Annotated in this window: 20 protein-coding genes; 8 read left to right on the top strand and 12 right to left on the bottom strand. The window is 67.5% G+C overall.

Going from position 1 to position 20,162, the window contains the following annotated elements; genetic code table 11:
- Window positions 1-132: 132 nt before the first annotated feature.
- Complete coding sequence (locus CV_RS00770; RefSeq protein ID WP_011133724.1) at window positions 133-2,154, top strand: NADPH-dependent 2,4-dienoyl-CoA reductase; 2,022 nt, start codon at window positions 133-135, stop codon at window positions 2,152-2,154.
- A gap of 62 nt (window positions 2,155-2,216) precedes the next feature.
- Here CV_RS00770 and CV_RS00775 read toward each other — a convergent pair whose 3' ends face one another.
- On the bottom strand, window positions 2,217-2,945 hold the full coding sequence (locus tag CV_RS00775; RefSeq protein WP_011133725.1) for a class I SAM-dependent methyltransferase: 729 nt from the start codon (window positions 2,943-2,945) through the stop codon (window positions 2,217-2,219).
- A gap of 389 nt (window positions 2,946-3,334) precedes the next feature.
- Here CV_RS00775 and CV_RS00780 point away from each other — a divergent pair, with 389 nt between their 5' ends.
- A complete protein-coding gene (locus tag CV_RS00780; protein WP_043595198.1) occupies window positions 3,335-4,588 on the top strand; it encodes a deoxyribonuclease II family protein in 1,254 nt (417 codons plus the stop codon).
- A 133-nt stretch (window positions 4,589-4,721) separates the two neighbouring features.
- Window positions 4,722-5,714 (top strand): extracellular catalytic domain type 2 short-chain-length polyhydroxyalkanoate depolymerase, encoded by a 993-nt coding sequence (locus CV_RS00785; protein ID WP_011133727.1) that lies wholly within the window; start codon window positions 4,722-4,724, stop codon window positions 5,712-5,714.
- Window positions 5,715-5,777: 63 nt separating this feature from the next.
- Here CV_RS00785 and aroG read toward each other — a convergent pair whose 3' ends face one another.
- The 6 genes from aroG to CV_RS00815 form a co-directional block, all read right to left on the bottom strand.
- On the bottom strand, window positions 5,778-6,836 hold the full coding sequence (gene aroG / locus CV_RS00790; RefSeq protein ID WP_011133728.1) for a 3-deoxy-7-phosphoheptulonate synthase AroG: 1,059 nt from the start codon (window positions 6,834-6,836) through the stop codon (window positions 5,778-5,780).
- 133 nt (window positions 6,837-6,969) lie between these two features.
- On the bottom strand, window positions 6,970-7,380 hold the full coding sequence (gene dksA, locus CV_RS00795) for an RNA polymerase-binding protein DksA (protein WP_011133729.1): 411 nt from the start codon (window positions 7,378-7,380) through the stop codon (window positions 6,970-6,972).
- A 283-nt stretch (window positions 7,381-7,663) separates the two neighbouring features.
- On the bottom strand, window positions 7,664-7,969 hold the full coding sequence (locus CV_RS00800; RefSeq protein ID WP_011133730.1) for a c-type cytochrome: 306 nt from the start codon (window positions 7,967-7,969) through the stop codon (window positions 7,664-7,666).
- 79 nt (window positions 7,970-8,048) lie between these two features.
- Window positions 8,049-8,630: a YggT family protein gene (locus CV_RS00805; protein WP_011133731.1), complete on the bottom strand. Its 582-nt coding sequence runs from the start codon at window positions 8,628-8,630 to the stop codon at window positions 8,049-8,051.
- 9 nt (window positions 8,631-8,639) lie between these two features.
- Complete coding sequence (gene proC / locus CV_RS00810) at window positions 8,640-9,443, bottom strand: pyrroline-5-carboxylate reductase (RefSeq protein WP_011133732.1); 804 nt, start codon at window positions 9,441-9,443, stop codon at window positions 8,640-8,642.
- A 54-nt stretch (window positions 9,444-9,497) separates the two neighbouring features.
- Window positions 9,498-10,193: a YggS family pyridoxal phosphate-dependent enzyme gene (locus CV_RS00815; protein WP_011133733.1), complete on the bottom strand. Its 696-nt coding sequence runs from the start codon at window positions 10,191-10,193 to the stop codon at window positions 9,498-9,500.
- Between the two features lie 137 nt (window positions 10,194-10,330).
- Here CV_RS00815 and CV_RS00820 point away from each other — a divergent pair, with 137 nt between their 5' ends.
- From CV_RS00820 to CV_RS00840, 5 genes are all read left to right on the top strand, one after another.
- Window positions 10,331-11,368, top strand: a complete 1,038-nt coding sequence (locus CV_RS00820; protein WP_011133734.1) for a type IV pilus twitching motility protein PilT — start codon at window positions 10,331-10,333, stop codon at window positions 11,366-11,368.
- A 62-nt stretch (window positions 11,369-11,430) separates the two neighbouring features.
- The gene (locus CV_RS00825) at window positions 11,431-12,567 is read left to right on the top strand and encodes a PilT/PilU family type 4a pilus ATPase (protein ID WP_011133735.1); all 1,137 of its coding nucleotides are present in this window, start codon (window positions 11,431-11,433) and stop codon (window positions 12,565-12,567) included.
- Between the two features lie 25 nt (window positions 12,568-12,592).
- Window positions 12,593-14,206: a response regulator gene (locus tag CV_RS00830; RefSeq protein WP_052262685.1), complete on the top strand. Its 1,614-nt coding sequence runs from the start codon at window positions 12,593-12,595 to the stop codon at window positions 14,204-14,206.
- 34 nt (window positions 14,207-14,240) lie between these two features.
- Complete coding sequence (locus tag CV_RS21915; RefSeq protein ID WP_011133737.1) at window positions 14,241-15,854, top strand: response regulator; 1,614 nt, start codon at window positions 14,241-14,243, stop codon at window positions 15,852-15,854.
- Complete coding sequence (locus CV_RS00840; RefSeq protein ID WP_011133738.1) at window positions 15,854-16,378, top strand: 2'-5' RNA ligase family protein; 525 nt, start codon at window positions 15,854-15,856, stop codon at window positions 16,376-16,378. Before CV_RS21915 ends, CV_RS00840 begins: the two co-directional genes overlap by 1 nt.
- Here CV_RS00840 and CV_RS00845 read toward each other — a convergent pair.
- The 5 genes from CV_RS00845 to CV_RS00865 form a co-directional block, all read right to left on the bottom strand.
- Window positions 16,362-17,147, bottom strand: a complete 786-nt coding sequence (locus CV_RS00845; RefSeq protein ID WP_011133739.1) for a TIGR00266 family protein — start codon at window positions 17,145-17,147, stop codon at window positions 16,362-16,364. The two genes, CV_RS00840 and CV_RS00845, sit on opposite strands and share 17 nt — an antisense overlap.
- A complete protein-coding gene (moaE, locus tag CV_RS00850) occupies window positions 17,144-17,620 on the bottom strand; it encodes a molybdopterin synthase catalytic subunit MoaE (RefSeq protein ID WP_011133740.1) in 477 nt (158 codons plus the stop codon). Before moaE ends, CV_RS00845 begins: the two co-directional genes overlap by 4 nt.
- A 1-nt stretch (window position 17,621) precedes the next feature.
- A complete protein-coding gene (moaD, locus tag CV_RS00855; protein WP_011133741.1) occupies window positions 17,622-17,873 on the bottom strand; it encodes a molybdopterin converting factor subunit 1 in 252 nt (83 codons plus the stop codon).
- Between the two features lie 287 nt (window positions 17,874-18,160).
- Window positions 18,161-19,225, bottom strand: coding sequence for a class II fructose-bisphosphate aldolase (fba, locus tag CV_RS00860; RefSeq protein WP_011133742.1), 1,065 nt, complete (start codon window positions 19,223-19,225; stop codon window positions 18,161-18,163).
- A gap of 84 nt (window positions 19,226-19,309) precedes the next feature.
- Complete coding sequence (locus tag CV_RS00865) at window positions 19,310-19,939, bottom strand: LysE family translocator (RefSeq protein WP_011133743.1); 630 nt, start codon at window positions 19,937-19,939, stop codon at window positions 19,310-19,312.
- Window positions 19,940-20,162: the final 223 nt, after the last annotated feature.

Consider the following 20,162-nt stretch of genomic DNA (forward strand, 5'->3'; position numbering starts at 1 on the left):
CTGGCGGCCGGCGATTCCATTGACAACTTACTTACCAGTAAGTATCTTGGCCCCAGGGTTGACATCGCCAGACGAATCAAAGGCTTGGGCACGCCCGCCCGGGCCGCTACAAAACGGACACGAGGAAGAAACATGAGCGCTTACCCGCACCTGCTGGCCCCGCTGGACCTGGGCTTCACCACGCTGAAAAACCGCGTGCTGATGGGTTCGATGCACACCGGCCTGGAAGAATCCCCAGGCGGCTTCGAAAAAATGGCCGCCTTCTACGCCGAGCGCGCGCGGGGCGGGGTGGCGCTGATCGTCACCGGCGGCGTCGGCCCCAACGCCGAAGGCTGCGTCGCCGAGGGCGCCGCCCAGCTGTCGGACGCGCACGAAGTGCCCAAGCACAAGCTGGTGACCGACGCGGTGCACCGCGAGGGCGGCAAGATCGCCTTGCAGATCCTGCACTCCGGCCGCTACAGCTTCCAGGAAAAGTGCGTGTCGGCCTCGCCGCTGCTGGCGCCGATCAACTTCTACACCCCGCGCGAACTGTCCGACGCCGACGTCTGGCAAACCATCGCCGATTTCGCCAACTGCGCCAAGCTGGCCCAACAGGCCGGCTACGACGGCGTCGAGGTGATGGGTTCGGAAGGCTATCTGATCAACCAGTTCATCGCCCGCGCCACCAACAAGCGCACCGACGACTGGGGCGGCAGCTTCGAGAACCGCATCCGCTTCGCGATCGAAACCGTCAAGGCGGTGCGCGCGGCGGTGGGCGGCGACTTCATCATCATCTACCGGCTGTCGATGCTGGACCTGGTGCAGGACGGCAGCAGCTGGGACGAGGTGGTTCACCTGGCCCGCGAGATCGAAAAGGCCGGCGCCACCCTGATCAACACCGGCATTGGCTGGCACGAGGCGCGGGTGCCGACCATCGCCACCATGGTGCCGCGCGGCGGCTTTGCCTGGGTGACCAAGAAGCTGATGGGCCAGGTCAAGATCCCGCTGATCACCACCAACCGCATCAACACGCCGGAAGTGGCGGAAGATATCCTGGCCGGCGGCTGCGCCGATATGGTGTCGATGGCGCGCCCCTTCCTGGCCGATCCGGACTTCGTCAACAAGGCGGCGGCAGGCCGCGGCGACGAGATCAACACCTGCATCGGCTGCAACCAGGCCTGTCTGGACCACATCTTCCAGGGCAAGCTGACCTCCTGTCTGGTCAACCCGCGCGCCTGCCGCGAAACCGAGCTCAATTACGAGAAAACCGCCGTGCCGAAGAAGCTGGCGGTGGTCGGCGCCGGCCCGGCCGGCCTGGCCTTCGCCACCGTCGCCGCCGAGCGCGGCCACAGCGTGACGCTGTTCGACGCCGCGGCCGAAATCGGCGGCCAGTTCAACGTCGCCAAGCAGATTCCGGGCAAGGAAGAGTTCCACGAGACGCTGCGCTACTTCAAGCGCCGCATCGAGACCACCGGCGTAGAGCTGAAGCTGGGCGCCCGCGTCGCCGCGGATGACCTGTCCGGCTTCGACGAGGTGGTGCTGGCCACCGGCATCGCGCCGCGCACCCCGTCCATCCCCGGCATCGGCCACCCCAAGGTGCTCAGCTATCTCGACGTGCTCAAGCACAAGAAGCCGGTAGGCGGGAAAGTGGCCATCATCGGCGCCGGCGGCATCGGCTTCGACACCGCCGAGTACCTGTGCCACGAGGGCCGCTCCACCTCGCTGGACGCCGAAGCCTTCATGCGCGAATGGGGCGTGGACATGACGGGCGACAGCGCCGGCGGCCTGGCGCCGCAGGGTCCGCAGCCGCACCCGAGCCCGCGCGAGGTCTATCTGTTGCAGCGCAAGACCAGCAAGGTAGGCGAGGGCCTGGGCAAAACCACCGGCTGGATCCACCGCGAAAGCCTGAAGATGAAGCGGGTGAAGATGCTGTCCGGCGTCAGCTACGACCTGATCGACGACGCCGGCCTGCACATCACGGTGAAGGGCGAGCGGCAAGTGCTGCCGGTGGACAATGTGGTGATCTGCGCCGGCCAGGATCCGCTGCGCGAGCTTCAGGGGCCGCTGGAAGCCGCCGGCAAGCCGGTGCACCTGATCGGCGGCGCCGACGTGGCGGCCGAACTGGACGCCAAGCGCGCGATCGACCAAGGCTCGCGCCTGGCCGCGGCCATCTAGGAAGCTGTCGCCCCCTGGCAAGCCCCCGCATCGCGGGGGCTTTTGTCTGAAAGCCGGCCGATCTAGCGCTGCGCCGCCACCAGCAGCAGCATCGGCCGCTCCCTTTCTTCCGCCAGCTCCGGCATCGCCGCCACCTGCTCGGCGCTGGGCCCCCAGTCCTCGACGTGGCGCAGCGTGAAGCCGGCGGCCATCACCAGGTTGAGCAAGGTGCCGATGGTGCGGTGCCGCTTGATCACGCCGTCGGCCAGCCAGTGGGTGACGCGCGGGCCCTCGTCCTGGTAGCCGCTGACCGGCCAGCACCGCTGTCCCTGCGCATCCTGCAGCCATTGCGGCTGCGTGGCCGCCATGAAAATAGGGTGCTCTATCGAAAACACCAGGCGGCCGCCGGGTTTCAGCGCGCGATGGCAGGTAGCCAGCAGGCCGGCCAGATCCTCGATGTAATGCAGGGTCAGCGAGCTGTAGACCAGATCGAAGGCGGCGGGCGGCAATTGCAGGGTTTCCAGATCCTGGCGCCGGTATTCGATGGCATCGTCGGCGGTCATCGCCGCGGCCCGGGCCAGCATTTTTTCCGAGACGTCCAGACCCAGCGCCGAGCGGGCGCCGGCTTCGCGCGCCCAGCGGCAGAACCAGCCGTAGCCGCAGCCCAGATCGGCCACCGCGCGGCCCGCCAGCTCAGGCAGCAGCGCTTGCAGGCTGGGCCATTCCGGCGCGCCGGCCAAACCATGGACGGAACGGTTCAACTGGCTGTAGCCGTGGAAAAATTCGGGGGTGTCGTAGATGTTTTGCGTCATTGCCAAAAAACTCCATGTCGAGAAATGCCGACGGCTGGGCGTTTGATGCCAACAAGACAAGCCCGGCCGCATGCGGCGGGGCTTGAGGGGACGGAGCTAGGCTCCCGGGATGCGCGCGCACGCCTCCCCCTCACCCCGCGATGGGGTGATGCCGGGTCTGGAGACGATCAGGGTGTCGAGTTCGCGCATGCATCCATTTTACCTGTTTTTCCGTCTTTTGGCCGGGTGTGGATAACTGGACTGATCGTGGGCGGCTGTGGATAAATCGGCGCTTGGTTAACGAGTGTTGCGGCAGGAGGCGGCTTCAAACTCTCCACATAATATTCAATTGGCATTGTTCGGATCCTGCCTTAGCCTCGCACAACCCGACCCACTGAAGGAGACATTCCATGCCCGCCCCATCGTTCTGGCGCATCGCCTGCCTCGGCCTGGCGCTGGCCGCCGCCGCGCAGCCAAGCCAGGCCGCCCCGTCGCCGCTGCTGGACGCCGGCCACCCGGTCAACTGGTGGTTCGCGTTCAAGTTCAATGCCGCCGCCTTCCCCGGCTGCGGCGGATCGGCCAGGGTGAACAGCTGCCAGTTCGGCGGCAGCCCGCAAAGCTATACCGGCGGCAAGAGCTTCAGCCAGCAATACGTGTACGCCAGCAGCAGCCAGCCCAGCCTGACACAGGGCGGCGGCTGCGTCGGCGACACCCCGGCCGACCCGGTGGGGGCCACCTTCAGCCAGATCTACAACGGCACGCTGAACTACGTGGTGTGGAACGACCAGTTCTACGACGATCCGGCCATCCCCTCCTGCTCCGGCAATGCCTGCGGCGCGCCGTGGGGCCACTCCAAGGGCGTGCTGGCCTGGGACGCGCAAGGCAACGGCGTGGTGATGCAGGTGAGCACGCCGTCGTGGCCGGCCTCCGGCAACGCGCAATACCCGCGCACCAGCGACGGCAACACCCTGGGCTGTGTCCAGGACAACGATGTGGAAGTCAGCCAGCACTTCTTTGCCCTGAAACTGAGCCGCGCCGACGTGCTGGCGGTGCTGCAGGGCCTGGCCAACGCCAGCGCGGTGACCGATCCGGGCAACCCGCAGATCGTCAAGAACGGCGGACCTGCCGACATCCAGGCCGCGGTCGGCCAGCTGGGCCAGCTGTCCTCCAGCGCGACGCCGCAAGTCAGCAGGCTGTCCAGCGGCGTCACGCTGATCGCCAAGCCCTCCGCGCTGCAGGTTCCGCCGTGGCAACTGGTATCGGCCGAGCTGGGGGGCATCCCGCTGCGCGCCGCCACCTGGTGGGAGGGCAGCAAGAGCACCGCCATCCCGAGCACCGCCAAAGCCGGCGCGCCGGCTTGCTGGAGCGGCGGCCTGCCGATCCCGGGTCCGGTGGCGATCGCCACCTCCGGCAGCTGGGCCGGCCAGGCCTTCTCGCTGAAAGGCGGCCTGGGCAAGAACTTCAACCACGCCAAGATAGGCGTCAGCGTCGGCGGCGCGGCTTACGCGATCTTCGGCGACATGAACCAGGAAGGCGCGCTGTCCGGCGACTGCGCCAGCGCGCAGAACGGCCGCGGCGGGCTGTTCTTCGCGTTGCCCGACGCCACGCTGGCCGGCTCGATCGCCAAATTGATAGGCGGCGATACCGCGCCCGCCGCGCGCTGAAATCCGGGCCCGCCTTGGCGGGCCTGTCGCCGGACTGGCAAATGTCATTGATATTTCATAAGATATTTGCCATTTTCATGTTGAGTCTTCGTTTCGCCATCGCGCCGGCAGGCGCCCATTGAAAGGAGTCCGCATGAAATCGATAGCGATATTGGGGCTGGCCGCCATGCTGGCCTTGCCGGCGCAGGCCGCCGATCCGCTGCCCGCCTTCCACGGCGATTCCAGACAGTCGTCGGTTTCCGGCCTGTCGTCAGGCGCCTTCATGGCGGCGCAGTATCAGGTCGCCTTTTCCGCGTCGGTGGTCGGCGCCGGGGTGGTGGCCGGCGGTCCGTACTACTGCGCGCAAGGATCGCTGGCCGGCACCGCGGCCTGCATGGCGGGCCCGCCGCCCCAGCCCTCGCTGCTGCTGGCCGGCGCCAAGCAGTTCGCCGCGGCCGGCCAGATCGACCCGCTGGCCGACCTGGCCAAGCGCCGGATCTATCTGTTCAGCGGCACCCAGGACAACACGGTCCGCACGCCGGTGGTGGACGCCGCCGCGTCCTTCTTCCAGCTGGCCGGCGTGCCGGCGGCGCAGCTCGCCTACCAGAAGCAGCTGCCGGCCGGCCACGCCCAGATCACGCCCAGCTTCGGCAACAACTGCGGTGCCACCGCCTCGCCCTACCTCAACCACTGCACTTGGCAGGGCCAGGGCTACGACCAGGCCGGCCTGATCCTGAAGCACATCTACGGCGCGCTGCAGCCCAAGCCGCAAACGACCAGCGGCAAGTTGCTGAGCTTCGATCAGACCCCGTATGCCGCCGCCGGCAGCAGCCTGGCCGCCGAAGGCTACGTCTACGTGCCGCGCGCCTGCTTCGCCGGCCAGGCATGCAAGGTGCACATCGCGCTGCACGGCTGCCAGCAGTACGCGGGCAAAGTGGGCGACGCTTTCTACGCGCATGCCGGCTACAACGAGTGGGCGGACGACAACCGCATCATCGTGCTGTATCCGCAAACCACCACCTCGGCGGCCAATCCCCAGGGATGCTGGGACTGGTTCGGCTACACCGGCCCGGCCTACGCCTGGAAGACCGGCCTGCAAATGAGGGCGTTGAAGGCGATGGCCGACCGCCTGGTCTCGGCCCCCTGACGCGGGCCGGAAACGGCGATGCCCCGCCGGGGCGGGGCATCGCGCGAACTTCGCGGCCGGGCTTTACTCGGCGGCGCGGCGCGCCTTGACGGCGTCGGCCAGCTGGCGCAGCAGCGTCTCGGTGTCGTCCCAGCCCAGGCAGGCGTCGGTGATGCTCTGGCCGTACTTGAGCTCGCAGCCGGGCTTCTGATCCTGGCGCCCCTCCACCAGGTGGCTTTCCACCATCACGCCGAAGATGTTGCGGTCGCCGCCGGCGATCTGGCCGGCCACGTCGGCGCTGACCTCCATCTGGCGGCGGTAGTCCTTGCGGCTGTTGGCGTGGCTGAAGTCCACCATCAGCTTGTGCGGCAGGCCGACCGCGGTCAGCTCGGCGGCGGCGGCGCGCACATGCTCGGCCGAGTAATTGGGTTCCTTGCCGCCGCGCAGGATCACGTGGCAGTCCGGGTTGCCGCCGGTGGAAACGATGGCGGAATGGCCGGTCTTGGTCACCGACAGGAAATGGTGCGGCACGCTGGACGAGCGGATGGCGTCGACGGCGATCTTCAGGTTGCCGTCGGTGCCGTTCTTGAAACCGACCGGGCAGGACAGGCCGGAGGCCAGCTCGCGGTGCACCTGGCTCTCGGTGGTGCGGGCGCCGATCGCGCCCCAGCTGATCAGGTCGGCGAAGTACTGCGGCGTGATCATGTCGAGGAATTCGGTGGCGGCCGGCATGCCCAGGTTGTTCAGCGTCAGCAGCAGGCGGCGCGCGATGCGCAGGCCGGCGTTGATGTCGTAGGACTCGTTCAGGTGCGGGTCGTTGATCAGGCCCTTCCAGCCGACCGTGGTGCGCGGCTTCTCGAAATACACCCGCATCACCACCACCAGCTCATCCGCCAGCGCCTGGCGCAGCGGCGCCAGCTTCTGCGCGTACTCGACCGCGGCGTCGACGTCGTGGATGGAACAGGGGCCGATCACCACCAGCAGGCGGTCGTCCTCGCCGCGCAGCAAGGCCGAGATTTCGCGACGGGTGTTGTAGATCAGCTCGGAGGCCGACTCGCTGATCGGCAGCTCGTAAAGGTGGGCGATCGGGGGAAGCAGTTCCTTGATTTCGCGGATTCTGACGTCGTCGGTCTGGCGTTGCATGCGGTTGTCCCTTGTGGCTATTTCGTTTTCTGCATAGCAGCAAGATAACCGGATTTGTCGACGGGTGACAACCGCCAGACAAAAGCGCCACGGCCTGGCGGCGGTGGCGCTTCGTGTCGGGGCGAGGCGACGCTCAGTCGGCGTACTGGCGCTTCATGCGCTCGCGGCGCTCCTGGGCTTCGACCGACAGCGTGGCGGTCGGGCGGGCCATCAGGCGCTTCAGGCCGATGGGTTCGCCGGTGTCTTCGCAGAAGCCGTAGGAGCCGTCTTCGATCTGGCGGATGGACGCCTGGATCTTCTGCAGCAGCTTGCGCTCGCGGTCGCGGGTGCGCAGCTCCAGCGCGTACTCTTCTTCCAGAGTGGCGCGGTCGGCCGGATCAGGGGTGGCTTCCTGTTCCTGCAGGTGGTTGGCAGTGGCGTTGGCGTTTACCAGCAACTCCTGCTGCATTTGCAACAACCGTTCCTTGAAGAACTCAAGGTGGTCGGCGTTCATGTAATCATCGCCTTCCCAGTTGAGGATATCCTGTTCGGTCAGCTTGGCCATGTTTGGTGCTTCCAGCATAGAGTTGGCAACAGGCGGAGAAGATTACCGGCGGGCTAATGTTTGCGCAACTGTATTGAGCGCGAATCCCAATAATCACCGATTGCACTAGCATTTTATATAGCCCGTTTCAGTACCGATAACAAGTCCGCCCGAAATAGCAGAAATATAATGAGGACGCCGGTTTCGACCCACGATGCCCTTACAAGTTCAAAGGCGGCAAAAGCCGCCTTTGAATCCGGGCAAGCCGTTGCGGACTTGCCTCAATACAGCCGGGCGCCGGTGTTTATTTCTGGCTCAGCACCCACTTCACCAACGCCTTCAGATCGGCGTCGGGAATATTCGGATGCGGGGTCATCGGCACCGGGCCCCAGACGCCGGAACCGCCGTTCTTCACCTTGGCGATCAGCTTGGCCTCGGCGCCCTTGTCGCCGGCGTATTTCTTGGCCACGTCCTTGTACGCGGGGCCGACCAGCTTCTTGTCCACCGTGTGACAGGCGGTACAGCTGTATTTCTGCGCCAGCTGCATGTTCGCCATCGCCGGCGCGGCGGCGGCGCCCAGCAGCAGGGCGGCGAGCAAGGTTTTTTTCATCGTGGTTCTCCCTATCGCGTTTCACGTGGCCGCCCGGACAGGCGGCGGTTGTCAAAAGTATGACAAATAACCCGGTTTGTCAGCCCATGACATTGAGTTGGGTCAAGAACACTGCTTCGAGCCAGGTCACCGGAATCGTCAGGATCATCCAGACGATCAGCGACAGCGCCATCGGCGCCAGGTCGACGCCGCCGACCACCGCGCGGCGGAACGGCCGCAGATAGGGACGGGTCAGGCTGTCCAGCACCGGCGCCAGCGGATTGTAGGGATTGACCCAGCTGAGCACCGCCTGCACGATCACCGCGCCCAGCAGCAGCTTCAGCGATAGCTGGAACACCGCCAGCACCGACCACAGCGACAGCACCATCCAGGCTTGCGGCAGCGCGAAGATCTCCGGCCGCCACCACAGCAGCACCATCAGCACCCGCGCCAGCAGGCACACCAGCCAGGCCAGCAGCAGGGTGGCGGTGTCGTAGCTGCGCACCGACGGCACCAGCTTGCGCGTCGGCAGCACCAGGAAGTTGGTGGCCGCCACCACGAACTGGCACAGCGGGTGCTTGAACGGCGCGTGGGCGACCTGCAGGTAGAAACGCAGCACCAGCACCAGCGCGAACAGGTCGGACAGCACCTGGATCAGGGATTGCAAGGTATGGACGAACATGATGCGGCATCACTCCTGGCTGAGTTCGCGGCCCATCTCGATCGAGCGGTCGCGGCAATCCATCGCGCCGGCGACGATGGCCGCCTTGACGCCTTCGGCCTCGAAGCGCGCGATCGCGCGTTCGGTGGTGCCGCCCTTGGACATCACGTTCCGGCGCAGCTCGGCCACCGGCAACGGGCTCTGCCGCGCCAGCTCCACCGCGCCGTCGAAAGTCGCCAGCACCAGCTCGCGCGCCTTGTCCTCGCCGAAGCCCGCTTTCGCCGCCGCCTCTATCATGCTCTCTATGAAATAGAACACATAGGCCGGGCCGCTGCCGGACACGCAGGTGATGTCGTCGATGCCGGCCTCGTCGGCCAGCCACACGGTCAGGCCGGCGGCGCGCATCACGGTCTCGGCCGCGTCGCGGTCGGCGGCGGACACCGCGGCGTCGGCGTACAGGCCGGATACCCCCTTGCCGACCATGGCCGGGGTGTTGGGCATCACCCGCACGATGCGGCGGCTGCCCAGCCAGCGCGCCAGCGCGTCCAGGCGGATGCCGGCGGCGATGGATACCACCAGCGCGCCGTTAAGCACAGGCGCCAGCGCCAGGCACAGCTCGCGCAGCTGCTGCGGCTTGACCGCCAGCACTACGACCTCGTCGGCGGCGAAGCGCTCGGGCAGTGCCTGGCTGCCGCTGCAGCCGAAGCCGGCGGCCAGCTGGTCCAGCTTGTCCTGCTGATGTTCGACCACGTGGATGCGATGGCCGCCCTGGCGGGCCAGCCCGCCGATGATGGCGCCGGCCATATTGCCGCCGCCGATGAATGTGATCCGCATAGCGTCCCCTTTATGGATGCGTCGCCCTTCGGCTCGCGCCGGGCGGCGCCGTGTTCAATGTTGGTAGTCGCGCTGGCCGAAGATGGCCGAACCCACCCGCACCAGGGTGGCGCCTTCGGCCACCGCCGTCTCCAGGTCGGCCGACATGCCCATCGACAATGTGTCCAGCGCCAGGCCCTCGGCGTTCAGCTGCCGCTGCAAGCCGCGCAGGCGGGCGAACTGCGCCGCCAGCCTGGCCGTGTCTTCGGTCGGTTCCGGAATGCACATCAGGCCGCGCAGCCTCAAGCGCGGCAGCGCCGCCACCGCGCGCGCCAGCGCCGCGGCCTCCTCCGGCGCGCAGCCGCTCTTGCTGTCCTCGCCGGACACATTGACCTGCACGCAGACATTCAGCGCCGGCAGGCCGTCCGGCCGCTGCGCCGACAGGCGCTCGGCGATCTTCAGCCGGTCTATCGAATGCACCCAGTGCGCGCGCTCGGCGACGATGCGGGTCTTGTTCGACTGCAGGGGCCCGATGAAGTGCCATTCTATCTCCAGCCCGGCCAGCGCCTCGCACTTCTGTTGCAACTCCTGCACATAGTTCTCGCCGAAGGCGCGCTGGCCGCAAGCGTAGGCGGCCCGGAGCGCGTCGGCGGGGAAGGTCTTGCTCACCGCCAGCAGCGCCGCGGCGCCGGGCGCGCGGCCGGCGGCGGCGCAGGCGGCGTCCAGCCGCAGCCGCACCTGCTGGAGTCGGGAAGAAAGGGAATCGGTCATGTCGTTTTCATTTCCGTGAAGCGCCCGGCTCGGGCGCGGCGGGGATATCCGGCCGCCCGGCAAGCGCATACAATGGATTGCGGACCGGCCATGCCAACGGAAAACCGGCGGGCGGCGATGTCATCGTGGAGAATTATATGGAAATTTCCGAGCTCCTGGCTTTTACCGTCAAGAACAAGGCCTCCGATCTGCACCTGTCGGCCGGCCTGCCGCCGATGATACGGGTCAACGGCGACATCCGCCGGATCAATCTGCCGCCGCTGGACCACCATGACGTGCACGACATGGTGTACGACATCATGAACGACTACCAGCGCAAGACCTTCGAAGACACCTACGAGTGCGACTTCTCGTTCGAGCTGCCCGGCATCGCACGCTTCCGCGTCAACTCCTTCATCCAGAACCGCGGCATGGCCTCGGTGTTCCGGGTGATTCCCAGCAAGGTGCTGACGCTGGAGCAGCTGTCGGCGCCGCGCATCTTCCAGGACATCGCCAACTACCCGCGCGGCCTGGTGCTGGTGACCGGCCCCACCGGCTCCGGCAAGTCGACCACGCTGGCGGCGATGATAGACTACGTCAACGAAAACGCCTTCTCGCACATTCTTACCGTGGAAGACCCGATCGAGTTCGTCCACGAGAGCAAGAAGAGCCTGATCAACCAGCGCGAGCTGGGCCTGCAGACCCACAGCTTCGCCAACGCGCTGAAAAGCGCGCTGCGCGAGGACCCGGACGTGATCCTGGTCGGCGAATTGCGCGACCTGGAAACGATACGGCTGGCGCTGACCGCCGCCGAGACCGGCCACCTGGTGTTCGGCACGCTGCACACCAGCAGCGCGGCCAAGACCATAGACCGGATCGTCGACGTGTTCCCCGCCGGCGAGAAGGAAATGGTGCGCTCGATGCTGTCGGAGTCGGTGCGCGCGGTGATCGCGCAGACGCTGCTGAAGACCAAGGACGGCCAGGGCCGGGTGGCCGCGCACGAGATCATGATAGGCACGCCCGCCATCCGCAACCTGATACGCGAGAACAAGATCGCCCAGATCAACTCGATGATACAGACCGGGCAGCAACACGGCATGCAGACGCTGGACCAGTGTCTGGCCGACCTGACCCGGCGCAACATCGTGTCGCCGGCCGAGGCGCGCGCCAAGGCCAGCCACAAGGACGCATTCTGAGTCCCGCCCGCCGCCGCCCGGCGGGCTAGACTGTATAAGCCGCTTACGCAGGAAACGCCGCCATGGAAAAAGACCAGGCCTCCAAATTCATCCACGACCTGCTCAAGCATGCGACGGGAAAGAACGCCTCCGACATCTTCATCGCCGCCGAATTTCCGCCGGCGATGAAGATAGACGGCAAGATCACGCCGGTGGCGCCGCAGGCGCTGACCGCCCTGCAGAGCAAGGAACTGGTGCGCGCGGTGATGAACGACCGCCAGACCGAGGAGTTCGAGGCGAAGAAGGAAGCCAACTTCGCCATCAACCCGCCCGGCGTCGGCCGTTTCCGCGTCAGCGCCTTCGTCCAGCAGGGCATGGTGGGCATGGTGCTGCGCAAGATCAACACCGAGATCCCCACCTTCGACCAGCTCAACCTGCCCGAGGTGCTGAAGGACATCGCGCTGATCAAGCGCGGCCTGGTGATCTTCGTCGGCGGCACCGGCTCCGGCAAGTCCACCTCGCTGGCGGCGCTGGTGGACTGGCGCAACAGCAACAACCAGGACCACATCATCACGATCGAAGACCCGATCGAGTACGTGCACACCCACAAGAAGTCCATCGTCACCCAGCGCGAGATCGGCGTGGACACCGAGAACTGGGAGGTCGCGCTGAAGAACACGCTGCGCCAGGCGCCGGACGTGATCCTGATGGGGGAGATCCGCGACCGCGAAACCATGGCCTACGGCCTGCAGTTCGCCGAAACCGGCCACCTGTGCCTGGCCACGCTGCACGCCAACAACGCCAACCAGGCGCTGGACCGCATCCTCAACTTCTTCCCCGAAGAGCGCCACCAGCAAGTGCTGATGGACCTGTCGCTGAACATGCGCGCCATCATTTCGCAGCGGCTGGTGCCGCACAAGTCCGGCCGCGGCCGGGTGGCGGCGGTGGAGATCCTGCTCAACAGCCCGCTGGTGTCGGACATGGTGTTCAAGGGCGAGATCGCCGGGCTGAAGGAGGTGATGGGACGCTCGCGCGAGGCCGGCATGCAGACTTTCGACCAATCGCTGTTCGAACTGTACGAGGCCGAGCTGATCACTTACGAGGATGCGCTGCGCAACGCCGACTCCATCAACGACCTGCGCCTGAGAATCAAGCTGTACAGCGAGAGCGCCCGCAACCGGGACCCGCTGGAAGGCATAGACCACCTGGATATCGTCTGAGACCGGCATTCGACCGGCCCCCATCATGCAATTCGACGCCACCACCACCGTACTGATCATCGAAGACTCACACACCGTGCGCCAGGGCTTGCGCACCATGCTGTCCATGGCCGGCATCACCCGCTCCGAGGCCGTCAGCAACGCCAGCGAGGCGCGCAACCGGCTGCGCGGCAAGAATTACGACGTCGTGCTCTGCGACTACAACCTCGGCGAGGGCATGGACGGCCAGGAGCTGCTGGAGGCGATGCGCAAGGGCGGCAACCTGCCGCTGTCCACCATCTGGATCATGATCACCGGCGAGCGCCACTACGAGCGGGTGGTGGCCGCCGCCGAAATGGCGCCCGACGACTACATCCTCAAACCGTTCGCCTCCCAGCTGCTGCTGGACCGGATGCACCTGGCCGGCCAGCGCAAGACCTTCCTCGCCCCGGCGCACAAGCTGCTGGCGCAGGGCAAGGTGGAGCAATCGATCCAGGTGCTGCTGCAGCTGGCGCGCGAAACGCAGAACCCGCAGTACCGGCTGGACGCCAAGCGCCTGGCCGCCGAGCTGCTGGTCAACGAAGGCCGCCAGGGCGAGGCGCTGAGCATCTACCAGGAACTGCTGACCCAGCGCGTGATCCCCTGGGCCAAGATGGGCGTCGCCCGCATCGTCGCCGAGCAGGGAGAAACCCAGGAATCCAACGCGCTGCTGCGCGAAATCATCGCCGACGCGCCGCGCTACACCGACGCCTACGACCTCTTGGCGCAGAACCTGATCGACGACGGCCAGTACCAGACCGCCGCCGTGGTGCTGGAAAAGGCGGTGGCGATCTCGCCGCGCAACTTCAACCGCCTGAAGAGCTGCGGCACCGCGCTGCTGCGCTGCGGCGACCCGTCCAAGGCCGCCGACTACCTGCAGCGGGCGGTGGAAATCGGCCGCAACAACAACTTCTTCGGCCCCGACGTGCTAGTGGACCTGCTGCAGGCCTACAGCGAGAGCGGCCAGACCCAGCAGCTGGACCGGCTGCAGGCGGAGATCGCCGGCCGCATCGACGAGCTGCCCGGCGGCAAGCTGACCATGGCGGTGTGCCGCGCGATGACCGCGCTGGCCCAGCAGCGGCCCAGCGACGCGCTGGCGCAGCTGCAGGGCGTGGCCGGCGAGCTGCGCGCCCGCGAAACCGACTTTTCCTCCGCCCAGCGCTTCCTGTCGGCCGCGGTGAGGCTGCCGGCCGAGCTGAGCAACGAGCTGCCGCAGCAATGGGGCCACGCCATCGCGCTGCGCTTCGCCGACGGCCGCCACGAGCTGGGCACGCTGCTGGAGATCTCGCACAAGCACGAGGCCGGCCACGCCGCCATCGAGCACGCCTACGAAACGCTGCAGCAGGAGAGCAACAAGGCGGTGGAGCTGGCCGGCAACGGCAAGCTGGAAGAAGCCGCCGCCATGCTGTACCAACTGTCGCAGGACACGCTGAACGAGCGCATCAGCATGAACGCCTGCGCGCTGCTGCTGCGCACCTGCGAGAACCGCCACAAGGCGAACCGCGACTTCGCCGAGGAGCAGCATCAGGTGCAGCGGCTGATAGACTGGCTACCCGAGGACAACGAACGCGTGCGCGGCTTCCTGCGCCGGCTGCACGCGCTGAACCCGGACTGCGAATGAGGCCGGCGCCGCGCCGGCCGACGCGAGAGGCGACATGGCATTCGATGAAAACACCACGGTCCTGATCGTCGACGACGCGCACAGCATGGCGCAGGGCATACGCGCCATCCTGGCCATGGCCGGCGTCACCCAGTCGGAAACCGCCAGCCACGCCGGCGAGGCGCAGAACCGGCTGCGCGGCCGCCGCTACGACGTGGTGCTGTGCGATTACAACCTGGGCCTGGGCATGAACGGCCAGGAGCTGCTGGAGGCGATGCGCCGCGCCGGCGCGCTGCCCTTGTCCACGCTGTGGGTGATGATCACCGGCGAGCGCAACTACGGCCAGGTGGCCAGCGCCGCCGAACTGGTCCCCGACGACTACATCCTCAAGCCCTTCACCTCGCAGCAGCTGCTGGACCGGCTGGAAGCCGCCGCCCGGCGCAAGGCCTGGCTGGCGCCGGCGCACCGGCTGCTGGACAAGGGCAAGACCGAGCAGGCGATCCAGACGCTGGGCGGACTGATCGCCGAGGCCGACAGCCGCCAACGGCGGCTGGACGCGCAGCGGCTGTGCGGCGAACTGCTGGCGCGCGAGGGGCTGCACGAGGCGGCGCTGCGGCTCTACCGCGAGGTGCTGGCCCGGGACGAGCTGCCCTGGGCCAAGATGGGCGTCGCCCGCATCCTGTCCGAGCAGGGCGACGGCGGCGGCGCCAACGCGCTGCTGGACCAAGTGATCGCCGAAGCGCCGCGCTACACCGAGGCCTACGACCTCTTGGCGCAGAACCTGACCGACGACGGCAACTACCCGGACGCCGCCGGCGCGCTGGAAAAGGCGGTGGCGATCTCGCCGCGCAACTTCAATCGGCTGCACCACTACGGCACCGCGCTGCTGCGCAGCGGCGAAGCGACGCGGGCGGTGGAGCCGCTGCAGCGGGCGGTGGACATCGGCCGCGGCAACAGCTTCTTCGGTCCGGAAGCGATGGTCAACCTGCTGCAGGCGCGCTGCGAAAGCGGCCAGACCCAGCAGCTGGACCGGCTGCAGCACGACATCGCCGCCCGCCAGGGCGAGCTGCCCGGCGGCCCGTTGACGATGGCGGTGTGCCGCGCGCTGACCGCCTTGGCGCAGCAGCGGCCGCAGCAGGCCCAAATCCATCTGGCCGAGGGCGCGGAATGGATCGCCGCGCCGGAAACCGACTTCGGCAGCGCGTTGCGCTTCCTGTCGGCGGCGGCCAAGCTGCCGGAAGGACACGGCGCCGAGCGCGCGCCGGACTGGGCGCGATCCATCGCGCTGCGTTTCGCCGACGGCCGGCACGAGCTGGGCACGCTGCTGGAAGTGGCGGCGCCGCGGCCGGCCTGCGCCGACGCGGTCAGCGCCGCCTACGCCGAGCTGCAGGACAAGAGCCGGGCCGCGTTGGAGCAGGCCAACCAGGGCAAGCTGGAGGCCGCCGCCGCGATGCTGCGCGGCGAGGCGATGCGGACGCTGAATTGCCGGCTCGGCATGTACGGCTGCGCGATGCTGCTGCGCATCGCCGAAAACCGGCAAGAGGCCGGCCAGGACTTCGCCGGCGAGATGCAGAGCCTGCGCGAGCTGCTGCACTGGCTGCCGCACGACAACGAGCGGGTGCGCGGCTTCGTCAAGCGCCGCCAGGCGCTGATCCGCCACGAGGACTGATGCGCGCCTTCCTCGCCTGCCTGCCGCCGCCCGAATGCCTGGCCCGGCTGCTGGCATGGCAGGCCGGCTTGCGGAAACAAGCCGGCGGCCGCCCGTTGCCCGCGGCCCAGCTGCATCTGACCTTGGCCTTCCTGGACGACGTGACGCCGCTGCAACTGCAGCTGGCCGCCGACTGCGCGGAAAAGGCGGCGCCCGGCCTGCCGCCGGCCATCGTGCTGGACCGCTGCGGCAGCTGGCGCGGCGTGGGGTGGTGCGGACCGGCCCGCCCGCCGCCGGCGCTGGGCGCATGGGTGTCGCAATTGAAAGCGGCGCTGGGCGCGGCCGGCATCGCCGTCGAAGCGCGGCCCTACCGCCCGCACCTGACGCTGCTGCGCGGCCTGGAGCGGCCGCTGCCGGAACAGGCGCTGCCGCCGCTGGCGCTGCCATTGGAGGAAGTGACGCTGCTGGCGTCCGAGCTGGGCGCGGGCGGCGTCCGCCATCATCGGCTGGACGGCTGGCGGCGCGCCCCTAGCTCTTGTCGTTGAACAGGCCGCCCAGCAGCGAGCCCTGTTCCTTGGATTCCCCGCCGGCGCGCGGCGCGGCGGCGACGATGCGGTCGGCCAGCCGCGACAGGGGCAGCGATTGCAACCACACCCGCCCCGGGCCGGTCAGCCTGGCGAAGAACAGCCCCTCGCCGCCGAACAGCGCGCTTTTCAGCTTGCCGACATATTCGATGTCGAAATCGACGCTGGGCTGGTAGGCGACCACGCAGCCGGTGTCCACCCGCACCGTCTCGCCCGGGCGCAGCTGCAGCTCGGTCAGCGCGCCGCCGGCGTGCAGGAACACATAGCCGTCGCCCTCCAGCTTCTGCATGATGAAGCCCTCGCCGCCGAACAGGCCGGTGCCGATGCGCTTCTGCCAGGCCAGCCCCAGGCTGACGCCCTTGGCGCCGGCCAGAAAGCTGTCCTTCTGCGCGTACAGCGTGCCGCCCAGCTCCAGCAGGTGCACCGGCACGATCTTGCCCGGCGTCGCGGCGGCGAAGGCGACCTTGCGCCGCTCGGCCGACTGGTTGGCGAACACGGTGGTGAACACCGACTCGCCGGTCAGCAGCCGCTTGCCGGCGCCCAGCAGCGAGCCCAGCACGCCGCCGTCGCGGCCCGAGCCGTCGCCGAACACGGTGTCCATCGCGATGCCGTCCTGCATGTAGTACAGCGCGCCGGCCTCGCCGACCGCCGCCTCGCCGGGGTCCAGCTCCACCTCGACGTACTGCATGTCGTCGCCGAACACCCGGTAGTCGATCACGTCCATCGTCATGATTGCTCCCCCTGCGCGTTCCAGCGCGCCGCCGCCGCCTCGTCGCTGGCCTTGGCGTCCACCCAGTGGCGGCTGCCGTCGGCCAGGATCTCGCATTTCCAGAACGGCGCCTGCCGCTTCAGATAGTCCATCAGGAAGGCGGCGGCCTCGAAGGCGTCGCGGCGGTGGCCGCTGGCCACCACCACCAACACGATGTCGTCGCCCAGCGCCAGCCGGCCGACGCGGTGGATCAGCGTCACGCCCTTCAGCGACCAGCGCGCGCGCGCTTGGCGGACGATGTCGGCCAGCGCCTTTTCGGTCATGCCCGGGTAATGCTCGAGCTCCAGCGCCACCACGTCCTGGCGGTCGCCGTAATCGCGCACCAGGCCGGTGAAGCTGACCACCGCGCCGCAGGCCGGATTGACCGACCAGCGCCTGACCTCGGCGCCGACGTCGAAGCCCTCGGTCTGCACCCGGATATGGTTGACCGTCATCTCAGCCCCCGGTCACCGGCGGAAACACCGCCACTTCGTCGCCGTCGGCCAAGGGCGTGTCCAGTCCCGCCATTTCCTGGTTCACCGCCACCCGGAACACCTTGTCCGCCGCCAGCTCCAGCGTCCAGACCTGGCCGCGCTGGCGCAATTCGGCCAGCAGCTCGGCCACGTTGGCCGCCTCGCTGTCCAATTGCTCGCTCTCCACGCCCAGCGTCTCGCGCAGCCTGGCGAAATACAGCAGGCTCAATTTCATGCGTCCCTCCCGGTTCTTGTCCGAATACCGGCAGTGTATGCAAACCGCCGGGCCGGGCCAATGCCGGCGCGCAAACATCGGCCCGGCGGCCAAAAAAAAACCCGCCGCGAGGGCGGGTCGGGCAGTCAGTATGGCCATCGGCGCGTGCAATTGAGCGCGAGCCGAAATTGGCATACAAATCCCTTTCCTGAAATGACAAATGGATTATTGCTTTTCCGGCAAAGGCTTGCAAGCGTTTTTACATCCAGCTTACAAACCCCGCCGCCGCATCCATCGCCATCCGGCGCTCAGCGCACGATCTGCGCGAGTTCGCCCTTCAGGTAGCGATTGGCCATGGTGTCCAGGTTGATGGCCTTGATCTTGCTGGCCTGGCCGGCGGCGCCGAAGGCTTCGTAACGGGCGATGCAGATGTCGCGCATCGCTTCGATGGTCTTGGCCAGGTATTTGCGCGGATCGAACTCGGCCGGGTTCTTAGCCAGGAACTGGCGGATGGCGCCGGTGGATGCCAGGCGCAGGTCGGTGTCGATATTGACCTTGCGCACGCCGTGCTTGATGCCCTCGACGATTTCCTCGACCGGCACGCCGTAGGTTTCGCCGATATCGCCGCCGAATTCGTTGATGATCTTCAGCCATTCCTGCGGCACGCTGGAGGAGCCGTGCATCACCAGGTGGGTGTTGGGGATGCGGGCGTGGATTTCCTTGATGCGGTCGATGCGCAGCACGTCGCCGGTGGGCTTCTTGGTGAACTTGTAGGCGCCGTGGCTGGTGCCGATGGCGATCGCCAGCGCGTCCACGCCGGTGTCCTTGACAAAACGGGCGGCTTCTTCCGGGTCGGTCAAGAGCTGGCTGTGGTCGAGCACGCCTTCGGCGCCGACGCCGTCTTCCTCGCCGGCCATGCCGGTTTCCAGGCTGCCCAGGCAGCCGATCTCGCCTTCCACCGACACGCCGCAGGCGTGGGCGAAGTTGACCACGGTGCGGGTGACGCCGACGTTGTAGTCGTAGTCGGCCGGGGTCTTGCCGTCGGATTTCAGCGAGCCGTCCATCATCACCGAGGAGAAGCCCAGCTGGATGGAACGCTGACAGACGTCCGGGCTGGTGCCGTGGTCCTGGTGCATCACCACCGGGATGTGCGGGAATTCTTCCACCGCGGCCAGGATCATGTGGCGCAGGAAGGGCGCGCCGGCGTATTTGCGGGCGCCGGCCGAGGCCTGCACGATCACCGGCGCGTCGACCTTGTCGGCGGCTTCCATGATGGCGCGCATCTGCTCCAGGTTGTTGACGTTGAAAGCCGGCAGGCCGTAGCTGTATTCAGCCGCGTGGTCCAGCAGCTGGCGCATGGAAACGAGTGCCATGAATCTCTCCCTCGGGAAGCCCCGCAGTTCGCGGGGCCGGTTCGAAAAAAACGGCTGACGATGGCGGATCGGCAGCCGTGATGGTTATTGTCGAGACAGGCCGGTCAGCAGCAGGCCGGCGCCGACGAAGGCGCCGCCGCTGAAGCGGTTGACCAGCCGCAGCCGCCGCGCGCTGTTCAGCCAGCGCGCGAGCCGGGCGCCGCTGCTGGCATAGGTCAGCTGCCAGCAGGACTCTATCAGGTAAAACGTGGCCGCCAGGATGGCCAGCTGCGGCCCCTGCGGCTGGTGCGCGTTCATGAACTGGGGAAACAGCGCGGTGAAGAAGATGAAGGCCTTGGGGTTGCTCATGGCCACCAGGAAGCCGCGGCGGAACAACGCCCACGGGCCGTGCCTGCCGCTGTCGTCCTCGCGCAGCTCGGCCACCGGCTGCGGCAGGCTGCGCCAGGTCTTGACGCCCAGGTAGACCAGGTACAGCGCGCCGGCGTACTTGACGATGGAGAACAAGAGTTCGGACGTCGCCAGCAGCGCGCCGAGGCCGGCCACCGACCCCAGCATGATCAGGCCCAGCGCCGTCATCAGCCCGAAGCAGGTCATCAGCGTGCGGCGCACGCCGTAATGGATGCCATGCGTCATCGCCAGCAGCATGTTGGGGCCGGGCGTGGCGGAGACGAAGAACACGGTGGTGACGAACAACAGCCAGGTTTGCCAGGACATCTCTTCTCCTCAGTTTCCGCGGGTATCCGTTTTCCTGTTTCCAATCTTACGCTTATCGCCCGCCGCGCGCCGCGATTTGCCGAAACGGCGCAGCCGCCGGGGCCGCCGCGCCGGCTTTCGTCCTGCGTGTCCGGCGTGGCGGACAAGGCCGGCATTATCCCCGATGGCGCTTGCCTTGTCCTCGGCCCGATGCGGAAAAAAGGCCATGCCGGCAAGCCAGCAT

Origin of the sequence: Chromobacterium violaceum ATCC 12472, from assembly GCF_000007705.1 — a bacterium.
Taxonomy (GTDB): Bacteria; Pseudomonadota; Gammaproteobacteria; order Burkholderiales; family Chromobacteriaceae; genus Chromobacterium; species Chromobacterium violaceum.